The sequence below is a fragment of the Vreelandella vilamensis genome (assembly GCF_031451755.1).
Lineage (GTDB): Bacteria > Pseudomonadota > Gammaproteobacteria > Pseudomonadales > Halomonadaceae > Vreelandella > Vreelandella vilamensis.
In genome coordinates this window covers 14,758-33,050 of the sequence record NZ_JARWAN010000009.1, presented here as the reverse complement: position 1 = coordinate 33,050, position 18,293 = coordinate 14,758, and the positions used below count along the sequence as shown (strand labels likewise).

The following is an 18,293-nucleotide window of genomic DNA, read 5'->3' as shown; positions in this document are numbered from 1 at the left end:
ATCAACGCGGTGAGAAACGCCGCGCCAGCCCGGTTTCGGCAATCATGCGGGTCGAAATTTCTTCTACCGAGAAGCGTGTCGTATCGATGTAGGGAATATGCATTGAACGGTAGAGCGACTCGGCTTGTTCCACCTCCTGAAAGCACTGGTCCATGGAACTATAGCGGCTATTGGGTCGACGCTCGTTGCGAATGGCAGAGAGTCGGCGGGCATCGATGGTCAGGCCAAAGAGTTTATGTTGGTGCGGCGCTAACACCTTCGGTAGTTTGAGTAAGCCATCTTCGTCCTGATCGTCTTCGGTAAGCGGGTAGTTGGCCGCGCGAATCCCAAACTGCAGCGCTAGGTAGAGCGATGTCGGTGTCTTGCCGCAGCGCGAGACCCCTACCAGAATGATATCGGCTTTACTGTATTGATGGGTACGCGCGCCGTCGTCGTTATCCAGCGCAAAATGCACTGACTGAATGCGGTCCATGTAGACGTCATCGCTTCCAATGGAGTGCGTTCGGCCAACGCTGTACGAAGAGTGTGTCTCAAGCTCTTGTTCCAATGGTTCGAGAAAAGTGGAAAAAATATCCACTTTAAAGCCCACTGCTTGGCGAATGACGTCACGAATTTCTTGGTCCACGATGGTGTCGATAATGATTGGGCGCTCGCCGTCACGATTGGCAGTGGCGTTGATTACTTCCACCAATGCATGGGCTTTCTCCAATGTGGCGATATAGGGTTTTGTTTGCATGTTGATATCGACATTCTCAAACTGCGCAAGCAAGCTGCGGCCTAAGCTCTCGGCGGTAATCCCGGTGCCGTCAGAGATAAAAAAAGCGGTGCGTGTCATGGTATTCTCAACTCAGTAGTCAATAAAATCAGCAATCAATAAATAGTGGCGGCTATTGTCGAGCGTTGTGATGTCGATGACAACGTCGCTTGAATGACAAAAAGCACAGTCGGCGATAGCGGTCTTACTACAGAACCGGACGAAAAAACCATTATGTTGTAAATATCCTCCATTCTCTGCGCAGTTAGACTAATGGCGAATACATCCCGACAGTGCTAGGGTGTCAGCGTCAATTAGTGACGGCCAGCTGGTCGTACGGATGTTTAAATGCGAGGGGGTTGCGTGGAAGAGTATATTCTGTGGTTTGATCAGCTGGGTATGGCCGACGTCGAAAGGGTAGGCGGGAAAAACGCCTCGCTAGGCGAAATGATCTCTAATCTGTCGGAGGTGGGAGTGACCGTCCCCGGCGGCTTTGCTACGACTGCTCATGCCTACCGTGAATTTCTTTCCCACGAAGGCCTTAACGACCGCATCAACGATACGCTTAAGCGCTTGGATGTCGATGATGTTAAAGCATTGACCGAAGCCGGGCGAAATATCCGCCAGTGGATTATCGATACACCGTTGCCACCCACCTTTGAAGCCGCGCTGCGCGAGGCTTATGAAAAACTGCAACAGCAACACCCGCATTTGAAAGTCGCCGTGCGCAGTTCGGCAACCGCAGAAGACCTTCCTGACGCGTCGTTTGCTGGCCAGCAAGAGACGTTCCTCAACATCGAAGGCTTCGCTAATATCAAGCGTGCAGTGCACGAAGTTTTCGCCTCGTTATTTAATGACCGCGCCATCTCCTACCGTGTGCATCGTGGCTATGCCCACGAAAACGTCGCTCTCTCCGCTGGTATCCAGAAGATGGTGCGTTCCGAAACGGGGGCGTCTGGGGTCATGTTTACCCTGGATACCGAATCAGGCTACCGCGATGTGGTATTTATTACCGCTTCCTGGGGCTTGGGTGAGACCGTGGTGCAGGGCGCGGTGAATCCAGATGAGTTCTACGTGCATAAATCGACGCTTGCGGCCGGGCGCCCAGCCGTGTTGCGGCGTACGCTTGGCTCTAAACTCATCAAAATGGTGTATACCGAAGACGCGAGTGCAGGAAAGTCGGTTGAAACGGTTGATGTACCACTTAAAGATCGTGGTCGTTTCTGCATCGATGATGAGCAGGTCATGGCGCTTTCGCGGCAAGCCATGACGATTGAAGCGCATTACCAACGCCCAATGGATATCGAGTGGGCGCTCGATGGTGACGACGGTAAGCTTTATATTGTTCAAGCACGCCCTGAAACCGTCGTATCCCAAGAGGAAGGTGGCAAGCTTGAGCGCTTCAATCTCAAAGAGAAGGGGCGCACGTTGGTTACCGGTCGCGCGATTGGTCAACGCATTGGCAGCGGTGCGGTCAAGGTAGTACTTAGCCCGGATGACATGGATAAGATTCAAGACGGCGACGTACTGGTCACCGACATGACCGACCCTGATTGGGAGCCGATCATGAAGCGTGCTTCTGCCATTGTCACCAATCGAGGCGGGCGCACCTGTCACGCGGCCATTATTGCCCGTGAGCTTGGGGTTCCTGCGGTGGTGGGGTGTGGCGACGCCACTCATCTTCTTAACGAAGGCAGCGACGTGACCGTCTCGTGCGCAGAAGGCGATACCGGCCATGTCTATGAGGGTTTGCTTGAGTTTGATCATAATGTCTCAAGCATTGATGCAATGCCGGAGATCCCGTTCAAGATTATGATGAACGTCGGCAACCCGGATCGTGCGTTCAGTTTTGCCAGCTTACCCAATGCGGGTGTGGGGTTGGCGCGCCTTGAGTTTATTATCAACCGTATGATTGGGGTTCACCCCAAAGCGCTTTTGGAATACGACACGCTGCCGTCGGATTTGCAGCAAATTATTGATTTGCGCACCGCGGGCTACGATGATCCTGTTAGCTTCTACGTTGATAAACTGGTTGAGGGCATCTCGACGCTGGCAGCGTCGTTCTATCCGCAGCGCGTCATCGTGCGCCTCTCGGACTTTAAGTCTAATGAGTACGAAAATCTTATTGGTGGCAAGCTTTACGAGCCTGGTGAAGAAAACCCGATGCTTGGCTTCCGCGGTGCCTCGCGCTATATCTCTGATGCTTTCCGTCCGTGCTTTGAGCTTGAGTGCCGCGCGCTTAAGCGCGTGCGGGAAGTCATGGGCCTAGATAACATCGAAATCATGGTGCCTTTCGTGCGTACAACCGAGGAAGCGCGTGAGGTGGTGGAGCTGCTCGCGGCCAATGGGCTTAAACGTGGGGATAATGGTCTGAAGGTCATCATGATGTGCGAGCTTCCGGCCAACGCATTACTGGCTGATGAGTTTCTGCAGTATTTTGATGGCTTCTCCATTGGCTCCAATGACTTAACCCAGCTGACACTGGGGTTAGATCGAGACTCGGGTATCGTTGCTCACCTTTTTGATGAACGCAATGAAGCGGTGAAAAAACTGCTGGCGATGGCGATTCAAGCATGTAAAGCGCAAGGAAAATACGTGGGAATTTGCGGTCAAGGCCCATCGGATCACCCAGACTTGGCGAAATGGTTGATGGAGCAAGGGATCGATTCTGTGTCGCTCAACCCTGATGCTGTTTTGGAAACGTGGTTTATGCTTGCCGGTGAAAATCTAGCCTAAGCGGTAATATCATTTTCGTATTTCATACGCCCGGCCTAGCGCCGGGCGTTTTAGCTTTAGTTAAAGTGATTCGATGAATACCTCAACCGAATAGGAGTGCTTATGTTGCATCACTGGAAAAACCTCTTGCCGTTAGGTCTTTTGTTACTGCCACTGTCTGCGGCGGGGTTTCGCTATGAAGCTCCGGCTATCTCGCCAGAAACCGAATCAGGCTTTGAGGAAAAACCCGGTTGGGAGGCCGAGACGTTTGCTGTGGCGGCGGCAAACCCATTGGCCACCGATGCGGGGTATCAAGTGCTCAAAGCGGGTGGTAACGCGATAGATGCAGCTGTGGCAGTGCAGGCAGTGCTGGGGTTGGTTGAGCCGCAGTCAAGCGGTATCGGTGGCGGCAGCTTCTTGCTCCATTTTGACGGGGACAGCGTTCAAGCATTCGATGGACGTGAGATGGCACCGGCAGCCGTAGGGGAGGGGCTTTTTCTGGATGACAATGGTGAGCCACTGGCTTTTATGGAGGCCGTGGTAAGTGGGCGCTCAGTCGGTGTACCAGGCACATTGAAAATGCTTGAAAAAGCCCATCGTGAGCATGGGGCATTAGCTTGGGAAACGCTTTTCACCCCAGCGATCACCTTGGCGGAAGAGGGGTTTAAGGTGAGTCCCCGCTTGCACCAGAGCCTGGCAAGTGATGAGGCGCTTCGCAACGACCCCTTGGCAAAAGCGTTTTACTATCAAGGTAAAGATACGCCAGTGGCGACCGGAGAAATGCTCAAAAATCCCGCGTTAGCGGAAATATTGCGCCAGATTGCCCAGCATGGTAGTAACGTTTTGCACGAAGGAGCAATCGCGGAAGATTTGGTCGAACGCGTAAATACGCATCGCAATCACCCAGGCGACATTAGCCTTGACGATCTGGCGGCGTATGATGCCTTGATTCGAGAACCTATGTGTACGCCGTGGCTTCAATGGGAGGTGTGTGGTTTTCCTCCGCCTTCGTCGGGGCATTTAACTGTGATGCAGATATTAGGCATGCTGGACCAAAAGGCGATGCTTGAAGCGCCGTTAGATAACGGGGCGCCCAGTGGTGGCTGGTTACACCAGTTTCTGGAGGCCTCGCGACTCGCCTTTGCGGATCGCAACCGTTATATCGCCGACCCTGACTTTGTTGACGCGCCAGGCGGTGATTGGAATACCTTGCTCGCACCTTCGTACTTAGCCAAGCGTGCCGCCCTCATCTCTTCTGACAAAAGCATGGGAAACGAGGCTAAGCCTGGTAATCCGGGTGAGCTTGACGTTAGCTGGGCGGTCGCCCCTTCACAGCCGGAGTATGGCACTAGCCATATCAGTATTGTGGATGCTGATGGCCGAGCGGTGGCGATGACGTCATCAATTGAGCAGGCATTTGGTTCGCGTATTCTTGCCGATGGCGGGACAGGGCTTGCCGGAGGGTATCTACTTAACAATCAGCTCACGGATTTCTCTTTCGTACCGGAAGTGGACGGGAAGCCGGTCGCTAATCGAGTGGAAGCGGGTAAGCGGCCGCGCTCTAGCATGAGTCCAACGCTTATTTTTGAGCGTGAAAGTGGTGAGCTTATGGGGAGTCTCGGCTCCCCTGGTGGCGCGGCGATTATTCACTACACCGCGCGTACATTAGTGGCATTGCGAGATTGGGGGTTAAATGCTCAAGAAGCATTGGACCTTCCGCATGCCATTACGCTTGGTGATCATGTGTTTGTAGAAGCGGGTCGCTTCCCGGAAGAAACACTCGATGCTCTAGAAGATTATGGCCATAAGATAACGTTGCGCGAACTCACCAGTGGGTTGCAAGTGATTATGCGCCAAGATGACGGCGCCCTTTTCGGTGGTGCTGATCCACGGCGTGAAGGCGTGGTGATGGGCGATTGATTTCCGTCACTGGCGAAGCCAGTTACGCAGTTTGACCAGCATAAGGCCGCCGTCGCTGAGTTCGCGGCGGTCGGCGAGCAACGCTGCGAGTTGATCAGGGTAATCGGTAATAATGGCATCGACTCCCATATCTATAAGCGTTGACATGCGGGCGCGGCTATTGACTGTCCAAGCATGGATTTCGTAATTGTACCGGACTGCCAAGCGCATTTCCCGCTCAGTGATGCGGTTGTGGCGTAATCCAAGGGCATCGAATTCACCCCGATTAAGGGTGCCGGGAAGAATCAGTTGAGCCAATAGCGTTTTACGTAACGCGGGAGCTTGCGCTGTTAAATAACTGAGTAGCGCCGGTGTCATCGTGGCCACGCTCATTTCGGCAAATGCATTAGGAAAACCGCAGCGTGCATAGGCATCCAGTGGCGCCTGCTGTTGAGCCCAGCAAGTACGTCGTTCGTCGCTTTCAGTCTGTAGCGCAGCGATAACGGCGTCGGCGAGTCGCCGACTTTGGCCTGGAAGTGGCTTCATCTCTATCATCAGGCTGGCTTTGCCGCGCACGGCACGTAAGGTTTCGTCTAGGCCGGGGATGTGCTCACCTTGAAAGGCATCACCGAACCAGCTGCCCACATCAAAGTGGCTTAGCTCTTCGCGGGTCAAATCGCCAAATTCGCGACGGTCACCTGTCAGACGCGCCATACTGCGGTCATGATAGAGCATGACGTGCCTATCAGCCGTTAAGCGAACATCTATCTCAACGGAATTGGCACCATCCCTTACGGCTTGGTGAATCGCGGATAGTGTGTTTTCCGGTGCGACCATGGAGCTGCCACGGTGCGCGATAATTTCAACATCGTCACGTAGCTCAAAGCTGTTGAGTATCCACCATGCTTGTAATCCCGCAAAGAGTAGAACGGCAAGCTCTACTGCCCAAGCAAGGCGCCCAGGGTGAGAGGCTTGAGGTGGTGACACGTGCTGAGAACGATGAGCAAGCTGTAGGTATAAACACGCAGACAGCATAGCGTTGACGGCAACACCTAAAAAGGTGATGGCGAGGGTAATGAGAACATAGCCTGTTAGGTAAGCCAGTGTGACCGGTAATAAGATGGCGTTATGTTCTGGCAACCACCAAAGCATCGGTGTGAACAGACGATCAAAAAGCAGGGTGGTAAAAATAGGCAGTACAATAATACTCACCAAAACAAGCAACACCGCTATGCCGATTGAACGGTGCCAACCATGAGTAAGTGCAACACTGCGTTTGAGGGCACGCAAGGGCGATATGTTTTCCAGTGCCACCAAGGGCAGCGCCAGCACCCAGCGTAAGTAAAGCCACGCTGCCATCCAAATCCACAGACCGAGTAATGGCAATGCTGACGCAATAAAGTACCACAGCACCGGCGGCTTCACGCGTTGCAAATAATAAGTATCAAGCCCGCCAAGCCACGCGTCAAAAAGCCATGCTAAGGCGAACATAAAGGGGGCAATCAACAAAAGGTGAGAGCCCACTTGCAGGATAACAAGGCCGACTAATGCGGGTAGACGCCGAGTGCTAAGCCATAAGGCGTCTAATGCCAAACGATAGTGATTGTCACGCGGGCGTATAGCGACGTGAAGCATTCCGGCCTGTTGCCAGTAAAGCACCAGAAAGCCAAGTCCTAATACCACTAGTGATACGCCAAGCCCTAGCGGGCTGAACAGAAGAGCGGCGACTTCATCGGTAGTAACAACCGTTCTGTTGAGCTGCGCAAGCAACCCGTGTAGCACCCAAAGAAAGGCAGGTAAGAAAAGAGATGACGCCAGCAGGGTAAAGAATAGATGGAAGGCGATGAGCGGTCGAAGATGGTCACGCAGTGTTCTGAATAGGGACTTTCCTAGGGTTTTCAGTGGCTGCATAGTAAAGGCTTGAGCATCTCAAATTGAAAAACCAGGGTGGCACTGTTCTACCACCGCTAGCAAGTGAGGCGAGTTTCAGGCGGGAAGCGTCAAGCCTTCTTTGGCAATCACAATGCCGTTGTTATCGGCGTAAAGCCATTGCCCCGGCTCGATAGTGACTCCTCCGAAGGTAACCGCAATATCGCGTTGTCCTTCATCGCGTTTTTCACTTTTACGTGGATGGCTACCTAATGCCTGTACGCCTAAATTAAGTGTCACGAGGACGTCCACATCACGTACGCAGCCGTACATTACAATGCCTGCCCAATCATTTTTGACGGCTTGTTCGGCGAGCATGTCACCAAGCATTGCGCAGCGGTAAGAGCCACCGGCATCCACCACCAGCACGGCGCCGTTACCCGGCTCGGCCACGGCCCGTTTTACCATTGAGTTGTCCTCAAAGCATTTAATTGTGCGTACCGGGCCAGCGAAAGCATCTAATCCGCCGAAATTGGCAAAAAGTGGCTCAATAACGTTTACGTCGGGATAGCGATCGCAAATGTCGGGGGTCACGATATCGTTTTCATCGAGGTTTATAGATACGCTCATGGAAAACTCCTTATGCTTTATCGAATAGAAAGTGATGTTATCTAATAAGCCATGATGACGACCAGCATCGAAAAAAACGCCCCGCCTGAAAAAACAGGAGCGGGGCGTTCGGTCATCGACTTAGAAGCGTAACGCTTGCTTCTGTGATGTTGCGAGCATCGGCGATGTAGGTTGGTTCGAGAAGCTTACGCTTCCTGTTCCACCGGAATCACGTTTGAGGCGATTTTCTGATACTCCTCAATTTCGTGGAAATTCATGTAGCGATAAATTTCACCAGCCATGGCATCAAACTCACCCATGTAGCGTTGATATTCTTCTACGCTCGGCAGACGACCTTCAACGGCGGCCACGGCGGCCAGTTCGGCGGATGCCAGATAGACATTGGCGCCATCGCCCAAACGGTTGGGGAAGTTACGTGTGGAAGTGGAAACTACCGTAGATTTCGCCGCCACCCGTGCTTGGTTACCCATGCACAGCGAACAACCTGGCATTTCCATGCGCGCCCCGGCACGACCGTAGATGCCGTAGTAGCCTTCTTCGGTTAGCTGGTGCTGGTCCATCTTGGTGGGCGGTGCCAGCCATAGACGAGTCTTCAAGCTGCCGGCCGGCTGCTTTTCGAGCAACTTACCCGCGGCGCGGAAATGGCCGATGTTAGTCATGCACGAACCAATGAATACTTCATCGATTTTCTCGCCAGCGACATCCGACAGCAAACGAGCGTCGTCCGGATCGTTGGGGGCGCAAAGGATCGGTTCTTTGATTTCGCTCAAATCAATCTCGATCACTTCGGCGTAATCGGCATCTTTGTCGGCGCGCATCAGGTTTGGGTTGGCCAACCAAGCTTCCATCGCCTCGATGCGACGGCTGATAGTGCGCTCGTCACCGTAACCATTGCTGATCATCCACTTGAGCAGCGTGATGTTGGACTTCAAATATTCACTGACGCTGTCTTCGGAAAGCGTAATTGTACAACCCGCTGCAGAGCGCTCGGCAGAAGCATCAGAAAGCTCGAACGCTTGTTCAACGGTAAGGTCGTCAAGCCCTTCGATTTCCAGTACGCGGCCAGAGAAGGCGTTTTTCTTGCCGGATTTCGCGACGGTCAAAAGTCCTTGCTTGATGCCATACAGCGGAATGGCGTGAACCAAATCACGTAGGGTAACGCCAGGCTGACGCTCGCCTTTAAAACGCACCAGCACGGATTCTGGCATATCCAGCGGCATTACGCCGGTGGCGGCGGCAAAGGCCACCAAACCAGAACCCGCGGGGAAGGAGATGCCCATCGGGAAGCGGGTATGAGAGTCGCCACCGGTGCCCACGGTATCGGGCAGCAACATGCGGTTAAGCCAGCTGTGAATTATGCCGTCGCCCGGGCGCAGCGAAACGCCGCCGCGATTCATGATGAAGTCGGGCAGGGTGTGGTGAGTATCCACGTCAACCGGTTTCGGGTAGGCGGCTGTGTGACAGAACGACTGCATCACCAAGTCGGCCTGGAAGCCGAGGCAAGCAAGGTCTTTGAGCTCGTCGCGCGTCATTGGGCCGGTTGTGTCCTGAGAGCCCACGGTGGTCATTTTTGGTTCGCAGTACATGCCAGGGCGAACACCGTCCATGCCACAGGCCTTGCCGACCATCTTCTGCGCCAGCGTAAACCCTTTACCTGTATCAACCGGCTGTTCCGGAAGACGGAAAACGTCAGACGGCTCCAGACCGAGTGATTCGCGCGCTTTGCCGGTCAGGCCGCGACCGATGATCAGCGGGATACGACCACCGGCGCGTACTTCGTCAAGAATCAGCTGGGTCTTGAGTTCGAAAGTCGTTAGCACTTCATCGGTGCCGTGCTTGCACACTTTGCCTTCGTATGGGTAAACGTCGATAACGTCGCCCATGTTGAGATTGGATACGTCCATCTCAACCGGCAACGCGCCCGAGTCTTCCATGGTGTTGAAGAAGATCGGGGCGATTTTGCCGCCAAAGCAGAAGCCGCCGGCACGCTTGTTGGGTACGTTCGGCATATCGTCACCGAAGAACCACAGCACCGAGTTGGTGGCGGATTTACGCGAAGAACCGGTACCCACAACGTCGCCGACGTAAGCGACCGGGAAGCCTTTCGCCTTCACTTCTTCGATTTGCTTGAGCGGGCCGATGTTACCTTGCTCAATTGGCTCGATGCCTTCGCGCTCGTTTTTCAGCATGGCGCGAGCGTGGAGCGGAATGTCCGGGCGTGACCAAGCATCCGGTGCTGGAGACAGGTCATCGGTGTTGGTTTCGCCAGGCACCTTGAAGACGCTCAAGGTGATTTTTTCTTCCAGTGCCGGTTTGGAGAGGAACCATTCGGCGTCTGCCCAGGACTGAATGACGTCCTTGGCGACAGCGTTACCGTTCTTAGCGCGCTCTTCTACATCGTGGAAGGCATCAAACATCAACAAAGTATGCTTGAGCTGTTCGCCAACTTCGCGGACCAAGTCTTCATTATCTAAAAGCTCAACCAACGAGACAATGTTGTAACCACCCTGCATGGTGCCAAGCAGCTTGACCGCGTGAATCTTGTCAATCAGCGGGGAAGTGGCGTCGCCTTTTGCGATAGCGGTTAAAAAGCCTGCTTTGACATAGGCGGCTTCATCAACGCCGGGCGGTACACGGTTGGTGATTAAATCGAGAACAAACTCTTCTTCACCCGCCGGTGGATTTTTCAGTAATTCTACAAGATCAGCAACCTGCTCAGCGGTCAGGGGCTTGGGTGGTACGCCTTCTGCAGCGCGTTCCTCGACATGTTGGCGGTAAGCTTCAAGCACGTTGGGGCCCTCTCATTTGCTTTATGATGGCTGGCTGGGTAGCGGCTGAACGTCAGCAGCGAACAGGCCAGACATACGATATACGCTTGACAAACAGCGTCTGGTTAGGTGGTGTGATTCTACGGCAAACTGTCGACAATGTTAAGCGAGCAGGCAGGTAAAGCCGTTGTACTTTGGTGAAAGCACTTGGGTGAAAGCATTTGGGTGAAGGCACTTTGGTGACAAATAAAGCACTTTCGTAAGAGCAGACGGGTAAAAATGCAGCACTGAAAAGTAGTGTATAAGCTAATAGGTGTGATTCTGATGTTGCCACGTTAATATGGGGCTTCTAAGCATGAGGTCATAGCAAATGCCATGCCATGTTCCTGTCATGATACTTGATGTTGTATAGTGTCTACGTTTTAGATACACGTCTTGTACAATAGTGAAAACGTTTTCTTGAATACGGGTATTATGTCGATATTTGCCGCTGAATTAAGCCAGGCGGATCATTCCTTAACAGCGGATGATCTGTTGCCTGAAAGTCTGTTGAGTTTCTTGGGGTGCTCTACTCCTAAGGCGTGGTTGAGTTGGGCACTGGAAAACCCCACGTTGCTGCTGATTGATCACGCGCAGTGTGAAAAAAAAGCTGCATCAACGGCAATGAGTTTGCTCTATCGGTATGTTGATCAACCTTTACTGCTCAGCAAAATGTCACAGCTAGCGCGTGAGGAGCTTTTACATTTTGAACAGGTGGTTCAGCTAATGGAAAAGCGCGGTGTGACATATCGTCATTTAACCGCCTCGCGGTATGCCGAAGGGCTTCGACGGCATGTTCGGCCTAACGAGCCTGAGCGGTTGATCGATGTGCTGATTATTGGCGCGCTGATCGAAGCGCGTAGTTGTGAGCGTTTTGCCTGCTTGATTCCTTATTTAGATATTGAACTTGCCAAGTTTTATCGCACATTGGTGAAGTCGGAGGGGCGCCATTTTGAGGATTACCTGTTGCTGGCGGAACAGCAGACCCACGAGCCAATCAATGAACGCATTGCGTTTTTTGTGGCTTGCGAGCAGGAATTGATCATGTCGCCTGATTCGGTGTTTCGTTTTCATAGCGGTGTCCCGGCGTAACCCGCTATTCGCTTAGGCAGGATGTGTCCCATGCGCGATGTAAGTGAGTCTGATCAGCTGGTTCTTTTCGGCCATTTCTCCCTCTCCCAAGGTGAGAATATGCTGACCCACTTTAGCTACGATAAAGTGAAAGCGTTGCTGGTGTACCTTCTACTACACCGCCAGCCGGTAAATCGTGCGACACTCGCGGAGCTTCTGTGGCCGGATCAAGGGTTATCGTCGGGTCGTACTAACTTACGTCATGCGTTGCACTGCCTACGTCAATCACTTGGCGATAAAGCGGACCAGGTGCTTAACGTTTCCCGTCAAACGATTGCTTTTGACTTGCCTCTCCATTGGCAGGTGGATTTGCATGAATTGCAGCGTTTGCTCGAAGGCCCGCGTGATTTGGAAACGCTTGATGCAGTGCTGACCTGCTATCAAGGGGATTTGATCGAGGAGTTGCAGTTAACTAACTGTGCCGAATTTCAGCGGTGGCTGGTGCAAGTACGCAATGAATGGCGTCAGCGTGTTATTCGTTTTGCCGAACAAGTGCTAGACGCACACGCTGATATGCCGGATGCCATGTTAGAAAGCTTGGTAAGCCGCTTTTCAGGTTATGGCCCTTTCCATGAGCGGCTAGTGAAGCAGTTAGCGGAGCAAGATCAAATGGCCGCTGCCCATGAGCAGTACAACAGTTATTTGCAGCTGTTGGCGCTCTCGGGGCAGCAGCCAGAACCGAGCTTTTTACAGCTTGCCAACTATTGGTCAGATGGTCACCAAGACCCTCGTATGATCAGCCCGCAAGGGGCCTATTCACGCACCCTGGCGGCAGATAGCAAACCACTGCGCGAAGATGAAATTGAGCTTCGTCAACTTTCTGTGATGGCCATACGTTTGCGTTTGCAAGGCGACTGGCAAGACCGAGGAGCAACCCGCAGTTGCCTGACCTTGCAGCTTGAATTGCTGCGGTGGCTGGAGCAGCAGTGCCATCACTTGGGCGGTTTTTGGTTACCTGGCGCTACAGGCGGCTTGGGCTTAGCTTGCTTTGGCACACACGGACCTGCTCATCAACTGGCAGAGTTAGTGGCGCTATACGAGCACTGTCGCCAAGCGCTGCCACAAGAGTGTGAACGCCACTGGACGGGAGACGGTGAACCGCCAAGTTTTGAACTAGCCGCAGGCTTGCACAGTGGTCGCGTTGTTTACCTTCCCGAACGCCAGTTGGCAGACCCGTTAGGGCAAGTGACGCAGGTTTCATTGGAGCTAATGAGCGCAGCGGAGGGCAGTGAGCTTGTGATCTCGCAAGAGGCAAGCCAACACATGCCACCCGCGCTTGATTTGCAACCGCGTTTGGCTTCACGTTTGGTAGCAAGCGACGGACGCGTCCGCCTGCGTGCCTTAGCGTTAGGTAAGAACGAAGGCGGACGCGACGCCATGCCGCCAAGCCTAGTGGGTCGCGAAACGTCCCTTCGCACACTTCGTGACGCCTTAGCGCGGGCAGGCATTGGTTTGCGCCAAAGCGTGCTAGTGCGCGGGCCTTCCGGCATGGGTAAGTCGGCGCTCATGGTGGGGTTTCGGCAATTAGAGCTTAGCCGCGACGCCGCGATTTGCTGGCAGCCTGCGACTCGTTTATCAGTATTAGAGCCGTACGGTGTTGCTCGTACGTTGATCGCTTGGTATCTCGACGCTGAGCCCGATACAAGCTTGATTAAAGAGCTGCAGACGCGCTTGGGCATGCCTGAACTCGATGAGCCCCGCCAACGCCTTCTGGAAGAAGCGCTCGGGGTTCGTGATGTTCAGGAAATGACGCAATTAACCCAAAGCGGTGAAGCCGTTGAAATGGTCGTGAGTCTGCTGCACCGGTTGATTGAACGCCAAGCATTAGAGCGAACCTTGGTGGTTATGCTTGATGATTTGCAATGGCTCGATGAACCCTCTTTTAAAACGCTGGCAGGCCTACAGGCTCGATTGCCTATCAACACCGCTTTTATGCTTGTCGCCAGCCACCATGGCAGGGAAACGCTGCCGGTTAAACTGCACTGGGATCAGCAAATTACACTAGGTCGCTTGGACGCGCTTGAGTCATCTCGGTTGCTGTCGCAATTATCACGCCGCTACCGCATACACCTTAGTCCGCGGTTGCGCAATCAGATTATCGAGCGCTGCGACGGTGTACCGCTCTATATGCAGGAGATTTGCCGGCGTCTGGATATGGATCGTCGTGAGGGACGCACGATACAGTTTGATGATTTGCCTAAAGGGCTTTTTGGACTGCTCGCGAGCCGTATTGATCAGCTAGAACAAGACCGCCACTTAGCTCATGTGGCGGCCGTATTAGGCAAACGCTTCCGGCTAGATTTTCTCGCGGAATGCAGTGGTGTTGAGGCGTCAGCACTTCAACAGGCGTTGGAACACATGCGTCAGCTCGAAATTGTGGAGCCTGTTGAGAAAGAAGGTGATCAGCCTGAGTATCAATTTAGCCATCAGTTATTGCAGGAAGCGGCTTATCTATCATGCCCGCGCGATGTGCGCGTCAAACTCCACCAGCAAGTGGTTAGCTTGATTGAAGAGCGCTTTCCCATGTGGATTAGTCGCCACCCAGGCGATTTTGCCACCCATCTGCGTCGTAGTGGACATTACGCCCGTGGTGCACGCTACTTTGAGCTTGCCGCGCGCGAGGCATTAAAAGTCAGCGCTAATCGCACAGCGCTCAAAATGGCTGACTTTGGTCTTGCCACCCTGCGTCACGTGGATCATCAGGCGGAGCGTGAGGTCAGTTTGCTTACTGTGCGAGGCCAAGCAGCATTTGCTCTGGAAGGCCATGGCTCGCCAACCGCACATGAAAGTTTTGTCCGTGCTCGGGAGCTTTTGCGTAGCACTGATCAGGAGAGTGCCGATGAGCCAGAAGATTTAGAACAAATTTTTTTGGTGAAGTGGGGGCTTTGGGTGGGGCGAAGTCAGCGTTATGCGCATGCGGACGCCTTTGCTCTTGCTTCCACGTTAGCGGATATCGCCGCTAAGTTGGAAGACCCGCGCTATCAGCGCTTAGCGGATTACGCACGAGCTCACTGCGAATATTGGGCAGGACGTATTCAACAAGCGCATGATCACCTTGATGAGATTGACCCGCTCAATGCGCCCATGATGATTGAGTGGTTGCCCTTCTCGGATCATCCGCAAGTCACCGCAGCGTGTTTTCAGGGTTGGGCACTGTGTTTGCGTGGTGATTATCAGCGTGCCGAACATCAGGTCTCTGCGGCTATTCGCTTGGCGGAGCAAATAGGTCACCCCGGTACCCTCGCCATGGCGCTGCTATTTGCGGCGGCTCTTTATCGCCAGCTTGGGCATGTGCATTTGGCGACCCGCCACGCCGAAAGGGCTGCGGCGATGACCGGGACGCCGGATTTACAACTTTGGCAAATTGCCGCTCAATCGATCTTGGGCTGGCAGCGAGCCTTAGGGGGTGATCGAGCCGGCTTGCAAAAGCTAGAAGAAAGTCTCGATCAAATGGCTGAGCTGAATGGGCGCGATCGTTACCAACGTCCGGTTTTATGGTATGCCGATGCGTGCATAGCATTAGGTGAGCTAAAAGCCGCGGAAGACTACCTAGACCAATGTTTGGTGATTGCGCAGGAACGTACCACGCTATTTTTGCCTGAATTGGCCACTCAGTTAGCTCGGGTTCGTCAGTGGTTGGGGCATGCACCACGAGAAGTGAAAGCGCTTGCTAGTCTGGCCATTTCTCAGGCGCGAGAGCATGGTAATCGCCATCAAGAGTTAGCGGCTCTGGAGTTTTGGCTGACGGACATAGCGCCGGATGATGAAAAAGCTCGGAAAACCTTCCGGCGCTTGCTCAATGAAGTCAGCCACAGTGATGCGCCAGTGCTAGTGCGCTGGGTTAGCCTGCTTGGCCGTCGCTTGGCACCGGAAAGTTTAGAGAGCGAATAGTGCTATTGCGCCAATGCCCCTGCTTGAACCATGGTGGCTTAGCCTGTTGCGTTTTCCAGTTGGGTGAGCGCGGCGAGGGCGTCTTCACGTTTCTCGCCACAAAGCGCTGAATCAAAACGAAATTGCTCGCATACCGCTGGGCGCGTGGCATCGCCAAAGAGGCGACATAAATTATTCTCATCAAGCTGTACGCAACGCATGCCAGCCGGCTTGCCGTTTGGCATTCCTGGTATCGGGGTGCTGATAGAGGGTGCTATGCAGCAGGCTCCGCAACCGGGGCGGCACCCCTCTTTTGAGTTGCCTTGGTCGGATTGAATCAATGTGTTCATGGGGCAGCGATGGCCGTCGCGCCTTTATTGATCCCCTCATAAGCGACCACTTCAGTTTTTTGGCTCGTCTGGCCTGCAATTTGATTGGCTAACCATCGCGTAATATTTTCCACCGTGGTGGGAGACTCAAGTATCGCGCAGCGGTTCATTGGAAGCGTAAGTTCGAAGTTGCCCTGCGCCGCCGTATAGCTGCACGTTAACGTGTTGGCACATTGGTGTGTAATATCCGCCTCTTCAACTAAATAGCGGTGGTTTAACCACTCGGCCCAGTGAGCCTCAAGTATCGGCTGTCGTCGACCTTGTTGGTGAACCGATAAGCGCGAGCGGTGGCCGTGTGCAATACGCTGACAGTTGCCCGCATGACGTTTCAGCCCGTGGCTATAGCCGTAAGAGGCGCCGTCAATCGTTTCCTGTTGTGCCTTAATTTTAACGTGATCAACATTATCGGGGCGCGCTTGATTAAGCAATTCATTGGCATATGCCGCGAACACGGAAGCATCAATATGGCTAGCTGATATCAGAGTAAATGCGTCTTTCGGCCCTTTAATTTCAATTGGAAAGGGAATTTCCGCGCGAAAGCATAGTCCCTCTTGGCAAGGGAAAATCGTGATGCCCGGTGCCTGGGAAGGAATCAAGAGCGTGTGATCGGGACCATTGTCGAGCACGTTCTTGATCCAAGGCTTTACTGCACCAAAATCAAGCAGCATACCATCTTCGCCGAGCTGGCCTTCTAGTTGAACATCGACCTGCCAGCTCATCCCCGTCAAGCCGTGAGCAGTATCCCAGATCGATACATCGACATTGGTCAAGTTGTGAACAAAAAGCGCCATTATGCAAAGCCCGCGATTTTATGTATTTGCATGGAAAGTCGCCATTGCGGGTGGTTGAGGCAGTACTTCGTGGCCTGCGACACAGCCTTTTCTTGTGCAGAAGCGTCTGGGAGAAAAGAGGTGTCCATAGGCTGCAAGAGGAAGTGTGTAAACGCAAGGTCCGCAAACGCTTCTGGTGCCGCGTCATCCTGCGGATAAACAAGCTTGAGCTCTTGGCCCGTTGTGATAGCGAGAGAATTGAGGCCTTTGGGGCTGACACACAACCAATCAATGCCTTCGGGGGCGGGCAATGTGCCGTTCGTTTCTACCGCGATTTCGAAACCGCTGTCATGGAGTGCGTTAATCAAGGCGTTGTCGAGTTGTAACAGTGGCTCGCCTCCTGTGAATACGACATAAGGGGTGCCATGTGTGGAGTCTGGCCACAAGGCGTGAAGGTGCTGGGCAAGCGCCGGCGCATCGTGGAAGCGGCCACCATTAAGGCCATCAGTGCCGACAAAGCCGGTATCACAAAATTGGCACTGAGCGCTTGAGCGGTCTTTTTCACGTCCCGACCAAAGATTGCAGCCGCTAAATCGACAAAATACGCTGGCGCGACCGGCTTGAGCCCCTTCTCCCTGAAGTGTATAAAACGCTTCTTTAACGTGGTACATCAGTCGCCTCCTGCTTATAGGCGAGCGGATCTTGAACACCATTTTGCTCAAAGGCGGCAAGGCGTTCACGGCAACTGCTGCACACACCGCAGGCCAGTACATCGCCTTCGTAACACGTCCAGGTGTGGGAGTAATCCAGCCCCATGGCGAGCCCGTCGCGCAAAATGTCTGCTTTGCTGGTATGAAGGTAAGGCGCGTGAATCTTGACCGGCGTGAAGTTGGCAATACCAGCAACGTGATTCATGGCTTCGACAAACTCGGGGCGACAATCGGGGTACAGCTCGTGATCACTCCCGTGGGCGCCATAGTCCACCCGTTTTGCGCCGATATTGACGGCGTTGGCAATCGCTAGCGAAAGCAGCACCATATTACGATTAGGAACGACCGTCGCGGTGAGATTCTCGCTGTTGTAATCGCCGTTAGGCACGTCGCGTTCAGGGTTAGTCAGTGCAGAATTATCTATCAGCCCGTGTATGGCGCGGATATCAACTACCTGATGGGGAAGTGATAATGCTTGGCAAACATGGGTGGCAACGTCGAGTTCGCGACGATGGCGTTGACCATAATCGAACGATAAGGCGTGAACCTTGAGTCCTTCACGTAGGGCGCGATGGAGAACGGTAAAAGAGTCCATACCACCGGAGTAGATCACTACGGTGCTTTTTTCTGAGGGGTGGGGCATATCAGCGTATCTCTTGGCCGGAGAATTTATGTTTTCTCGCTCACTTGAAGATGCTGCAGAGCGAGAAAGGTTTCCGGGATCCGGTCCGGAAGGCGGCAAGTGTACG

General features: G+C 53.5%; 12 protein-coding genes. 4 read left to right on the top strand and 8 right to left on the bottom strand.

What is annotated here, in order from left to right; translation table 11 throughout:
• Window position 1: 1 nt before the first annotated feature.
• Window positions 2-835: a posphoenolpyruvate synthetase regulatory kinase/phosphorylase PpsR gene (gene ppsR / locus QC823_RS07290; protein ID WP_309655703.1), complete on the bottom strand. Its 834-nt coding sequence runs from the start codon at window positions 833-835 to the stop codon at window positions 2-4.
• A gap of 282 nt (window positions 836-1,117) precedes the next feature.
• Here ppsR and ppsA point away from each other — a divergent pair, with 282 nt between their 5' ends.
• Both ppsA and ggt read left to right on the top strand, forming a co-directional pair.
• Complete coding sequence (gene ppsA / locus QC823_RS07285; RefSeq protein WP_309655702.1) at window positions 1,118-3,490, top strand: phosphoenolpyruvate synthase; 2,373 nt, start codon at window positions 1,118-1,120, stop codon at window positions 3,488-3,490.
• 102 nt (window positions 3,491-3,592) lie between these two features.
• On the top strand, window positions 3,593-5,389 hold the full coding sequence (gene ggt / locus QC823_RS07280; protein WP_309655701.1) for a gamma-glutamyltransferase: 1,797 nt from the start codon (window positions 3,593-3,595) through the stop codon (window positions 5,387-5,389).
• Window positions 5,390-5,395: 6 nt separating this feature from the next.
• Here ggt and QC823_RS07275 read toward each other — a convergent pair whose 3' ends face one another.
• The 3 genes from QC823_RS07275 to acnB all read right to left on the bottom strand — a co-directional run bounded on the left by QC823_RS07275 (window position 5,396) and on the right by acnB (window position 10,656).
• Window positions 5,396-7,279: a glycerophosphodiester phosphodiesterase family protein gene (locus tag QC823_RS07275; protein ID WP_309655700.1), complete on the bottom strand. Its 1,884-nt coding sequence runs from the start codon at window positions 7,277-7,279 to the stop codon at window positions 5,396-5,398.
• A 75-nt stretch (window positions 7,280-7,354) separates the two neighbouring features.
• Entirely contained in the window at window positions 7,355-7,867 is a 513-nt protein-coding gene (gene rraA / locus QC823_RS07270; protein ID WP_309655699.1) for a ribonuclease E activity regulator RraA, read from the bottom strand.
• A gap of 185 nt (window positions 7,868-8,052) precedes the next feature.
• The gene (gene acnB, locus QC823_RS07265) at window positions 8,053-10,656 is read right to left on the bottom strand and encodes a bifunctional aconitate hydratase 2/2-methylisocitrate dehydratase (protein WP_309655698.1); all 2,604 of its coding nucleotides are present in this window, start codon (window positions 10,654-10,656) and stop codon (window positions 8,053-8,055) included.
• Window positions 10,657-11,109: 453 nt separating this feature from the next.
• Between acnB and QC823_RS07260 the strand changes: the two genes are divergently transcribed.
• Window positions 11,110-11,766: a MiaE family protein gene (locus tag QC823_RS07260; RefSeq protein WP_309655697.1), complete on the top strand. Its 657-nt coding sequence runs from the start codon at window positions 11,110-11,112 to the stop codon at window positions 11,764-11,766.
• A gap of 30 nt (window positions 11,767-11,796) precedes the next feature.
• Complete coding sequence (locus tag QC823_RS07255; RefSeq protein ID WP_309655696.1) at window positions 11,797-15,696, top strand: ATP-binding protein; 3,900 nt, start codon at window positions 11,797-11,799, stop codon at window positions 15,694-15,696.
• Between the two features lie 38 nt (window positions 15,697-15,734).
• Here the strand turns inward: QC823_RS07255 and QC823_RS07250 are convergent, their stop codons facing one another.
• From QC823_RS07250 to queC, 4 genes are read right to left on the bottom strand one after another with little or no spacing between them, the layout of a single operon-like run.
• Window positions 15,735-16,025 (bottom strand): YkgJ family cysteine cluster protein, encoded by a 291-nt coding sequence (locus QC823_RS07250; RefSeq protein ID WP_309655695.1) that lies wholly within the window; start codon window positions 16,023-16,025, stop codon window positions 15,735-15,737.
• Complete coding sequence (locus tag QC823_RS07245; protein ID WP_309655694.1) at window positions 16,022-16,855, bottom strand: 6-carboxytetrahydropterin synthase; 834 nt, start codon at window positions 16,853-16,855, stop codon at window positions 16,022-16,024. Before QC823_RS07245 ends, QC823_RS07250 begins: the two co-directional genes overlap by 4 nt.
• Window positions 16,855-17,505, bottom strand: coding sequence for a 7-carboxy-7-deazaguanine synthase (gene queE, locus QC823_RS07240; RefSeq protein ID WP_309655693.1), 651 nt, complete (start codon window positions 17,503-17,505; stop codon window positions 16,855-16,857). The genes QC823_RS07245 and queE overlap by 1 nt, the downstream gene beginning before the upstream one ends.
• Window positions 17,492-18,187, bottom strand: a complete 696-nt coding sequence (queC, locus tag QC823_RS07235; RefSeq protein ID WP_309655692.1) for a 7-cyano-7-deazaguanine synthase QueC — start codon at window positions 18,185-18,187, stop codon at window positions 17,492-17,494. The genes queE and queC overlap by 14 nt, the downstream gene beginning before the upstream one ends.
• Between the last annotated feature and the right edge of the window lie 106 nt (window positions 18,188-18,293).

Coding starts and splice junctions, on each gene's coding strand:
- queE (WP_309655693.1), bottom strand. CDS start 17,505: ATGTACCACGTTAAAGAAGCGTTTTATACACTTCAGGGAGAAGGGGCT.
- QC823_RS07260 (WP_309655697.1), top strand. CDS start 11,110: ATGTCGATATTTGCCGCTGAATTAAGCCAGGCGGATCATTCCTTAACA.
- ppsR (WP_309655703.1), bottom strand. CDS start 835: ATGACACGCACCGCTTTTTTTATCTCTGACGGCACCGGGATTACCGCC.
- queC (WP_309655692.1), bottom strand. CDS start 18,187: ATGCCCCACCCCTCAGAAAAAAGCACCGTAGTGATCTACTCCGGTGGT.
- ggt (WP_309655701.1), top strand. CDS start 3,593: ATGTTGCATCACTGGAAAAACCTCTTGCCGTTAGGTCTTTTGTTACTG.
- rraA (WP_309655699.1), bottom strand. CDS start 7,867: ATGAGCGTATCTATAAACCTCGATGAAAACGATATCGTGACCCCCGAC.
- QC823_RS07275 (WP_309655700.1), bottom strand. CDS start 7,279: ATGCAGCCACTGAAAACCCTAGGAAAGTCCCTATTCAGAACACTGCGT.
- QC823_RS07250 (WP_309655695.1), bottom strand. CDS start 16,025: ATGAACACATTGATTCAATCCGACCAAGGCAACTCAAAAGAGGGGTGC.
- QC823_RS07245 (WP_309655694.1), bottom strand. CDS start 16,855: ATGGCGCTTTTTGTTCACAACTTGACCAATGTCGATGTATCGATCTGG.
- QC823_RS07255 (WP_309655696.1), top strand. CDS start 11,797: ATGCGCGATGTAAGTGAGTCTGATCAGCTGGTTCTTTTCGGCCATTTC.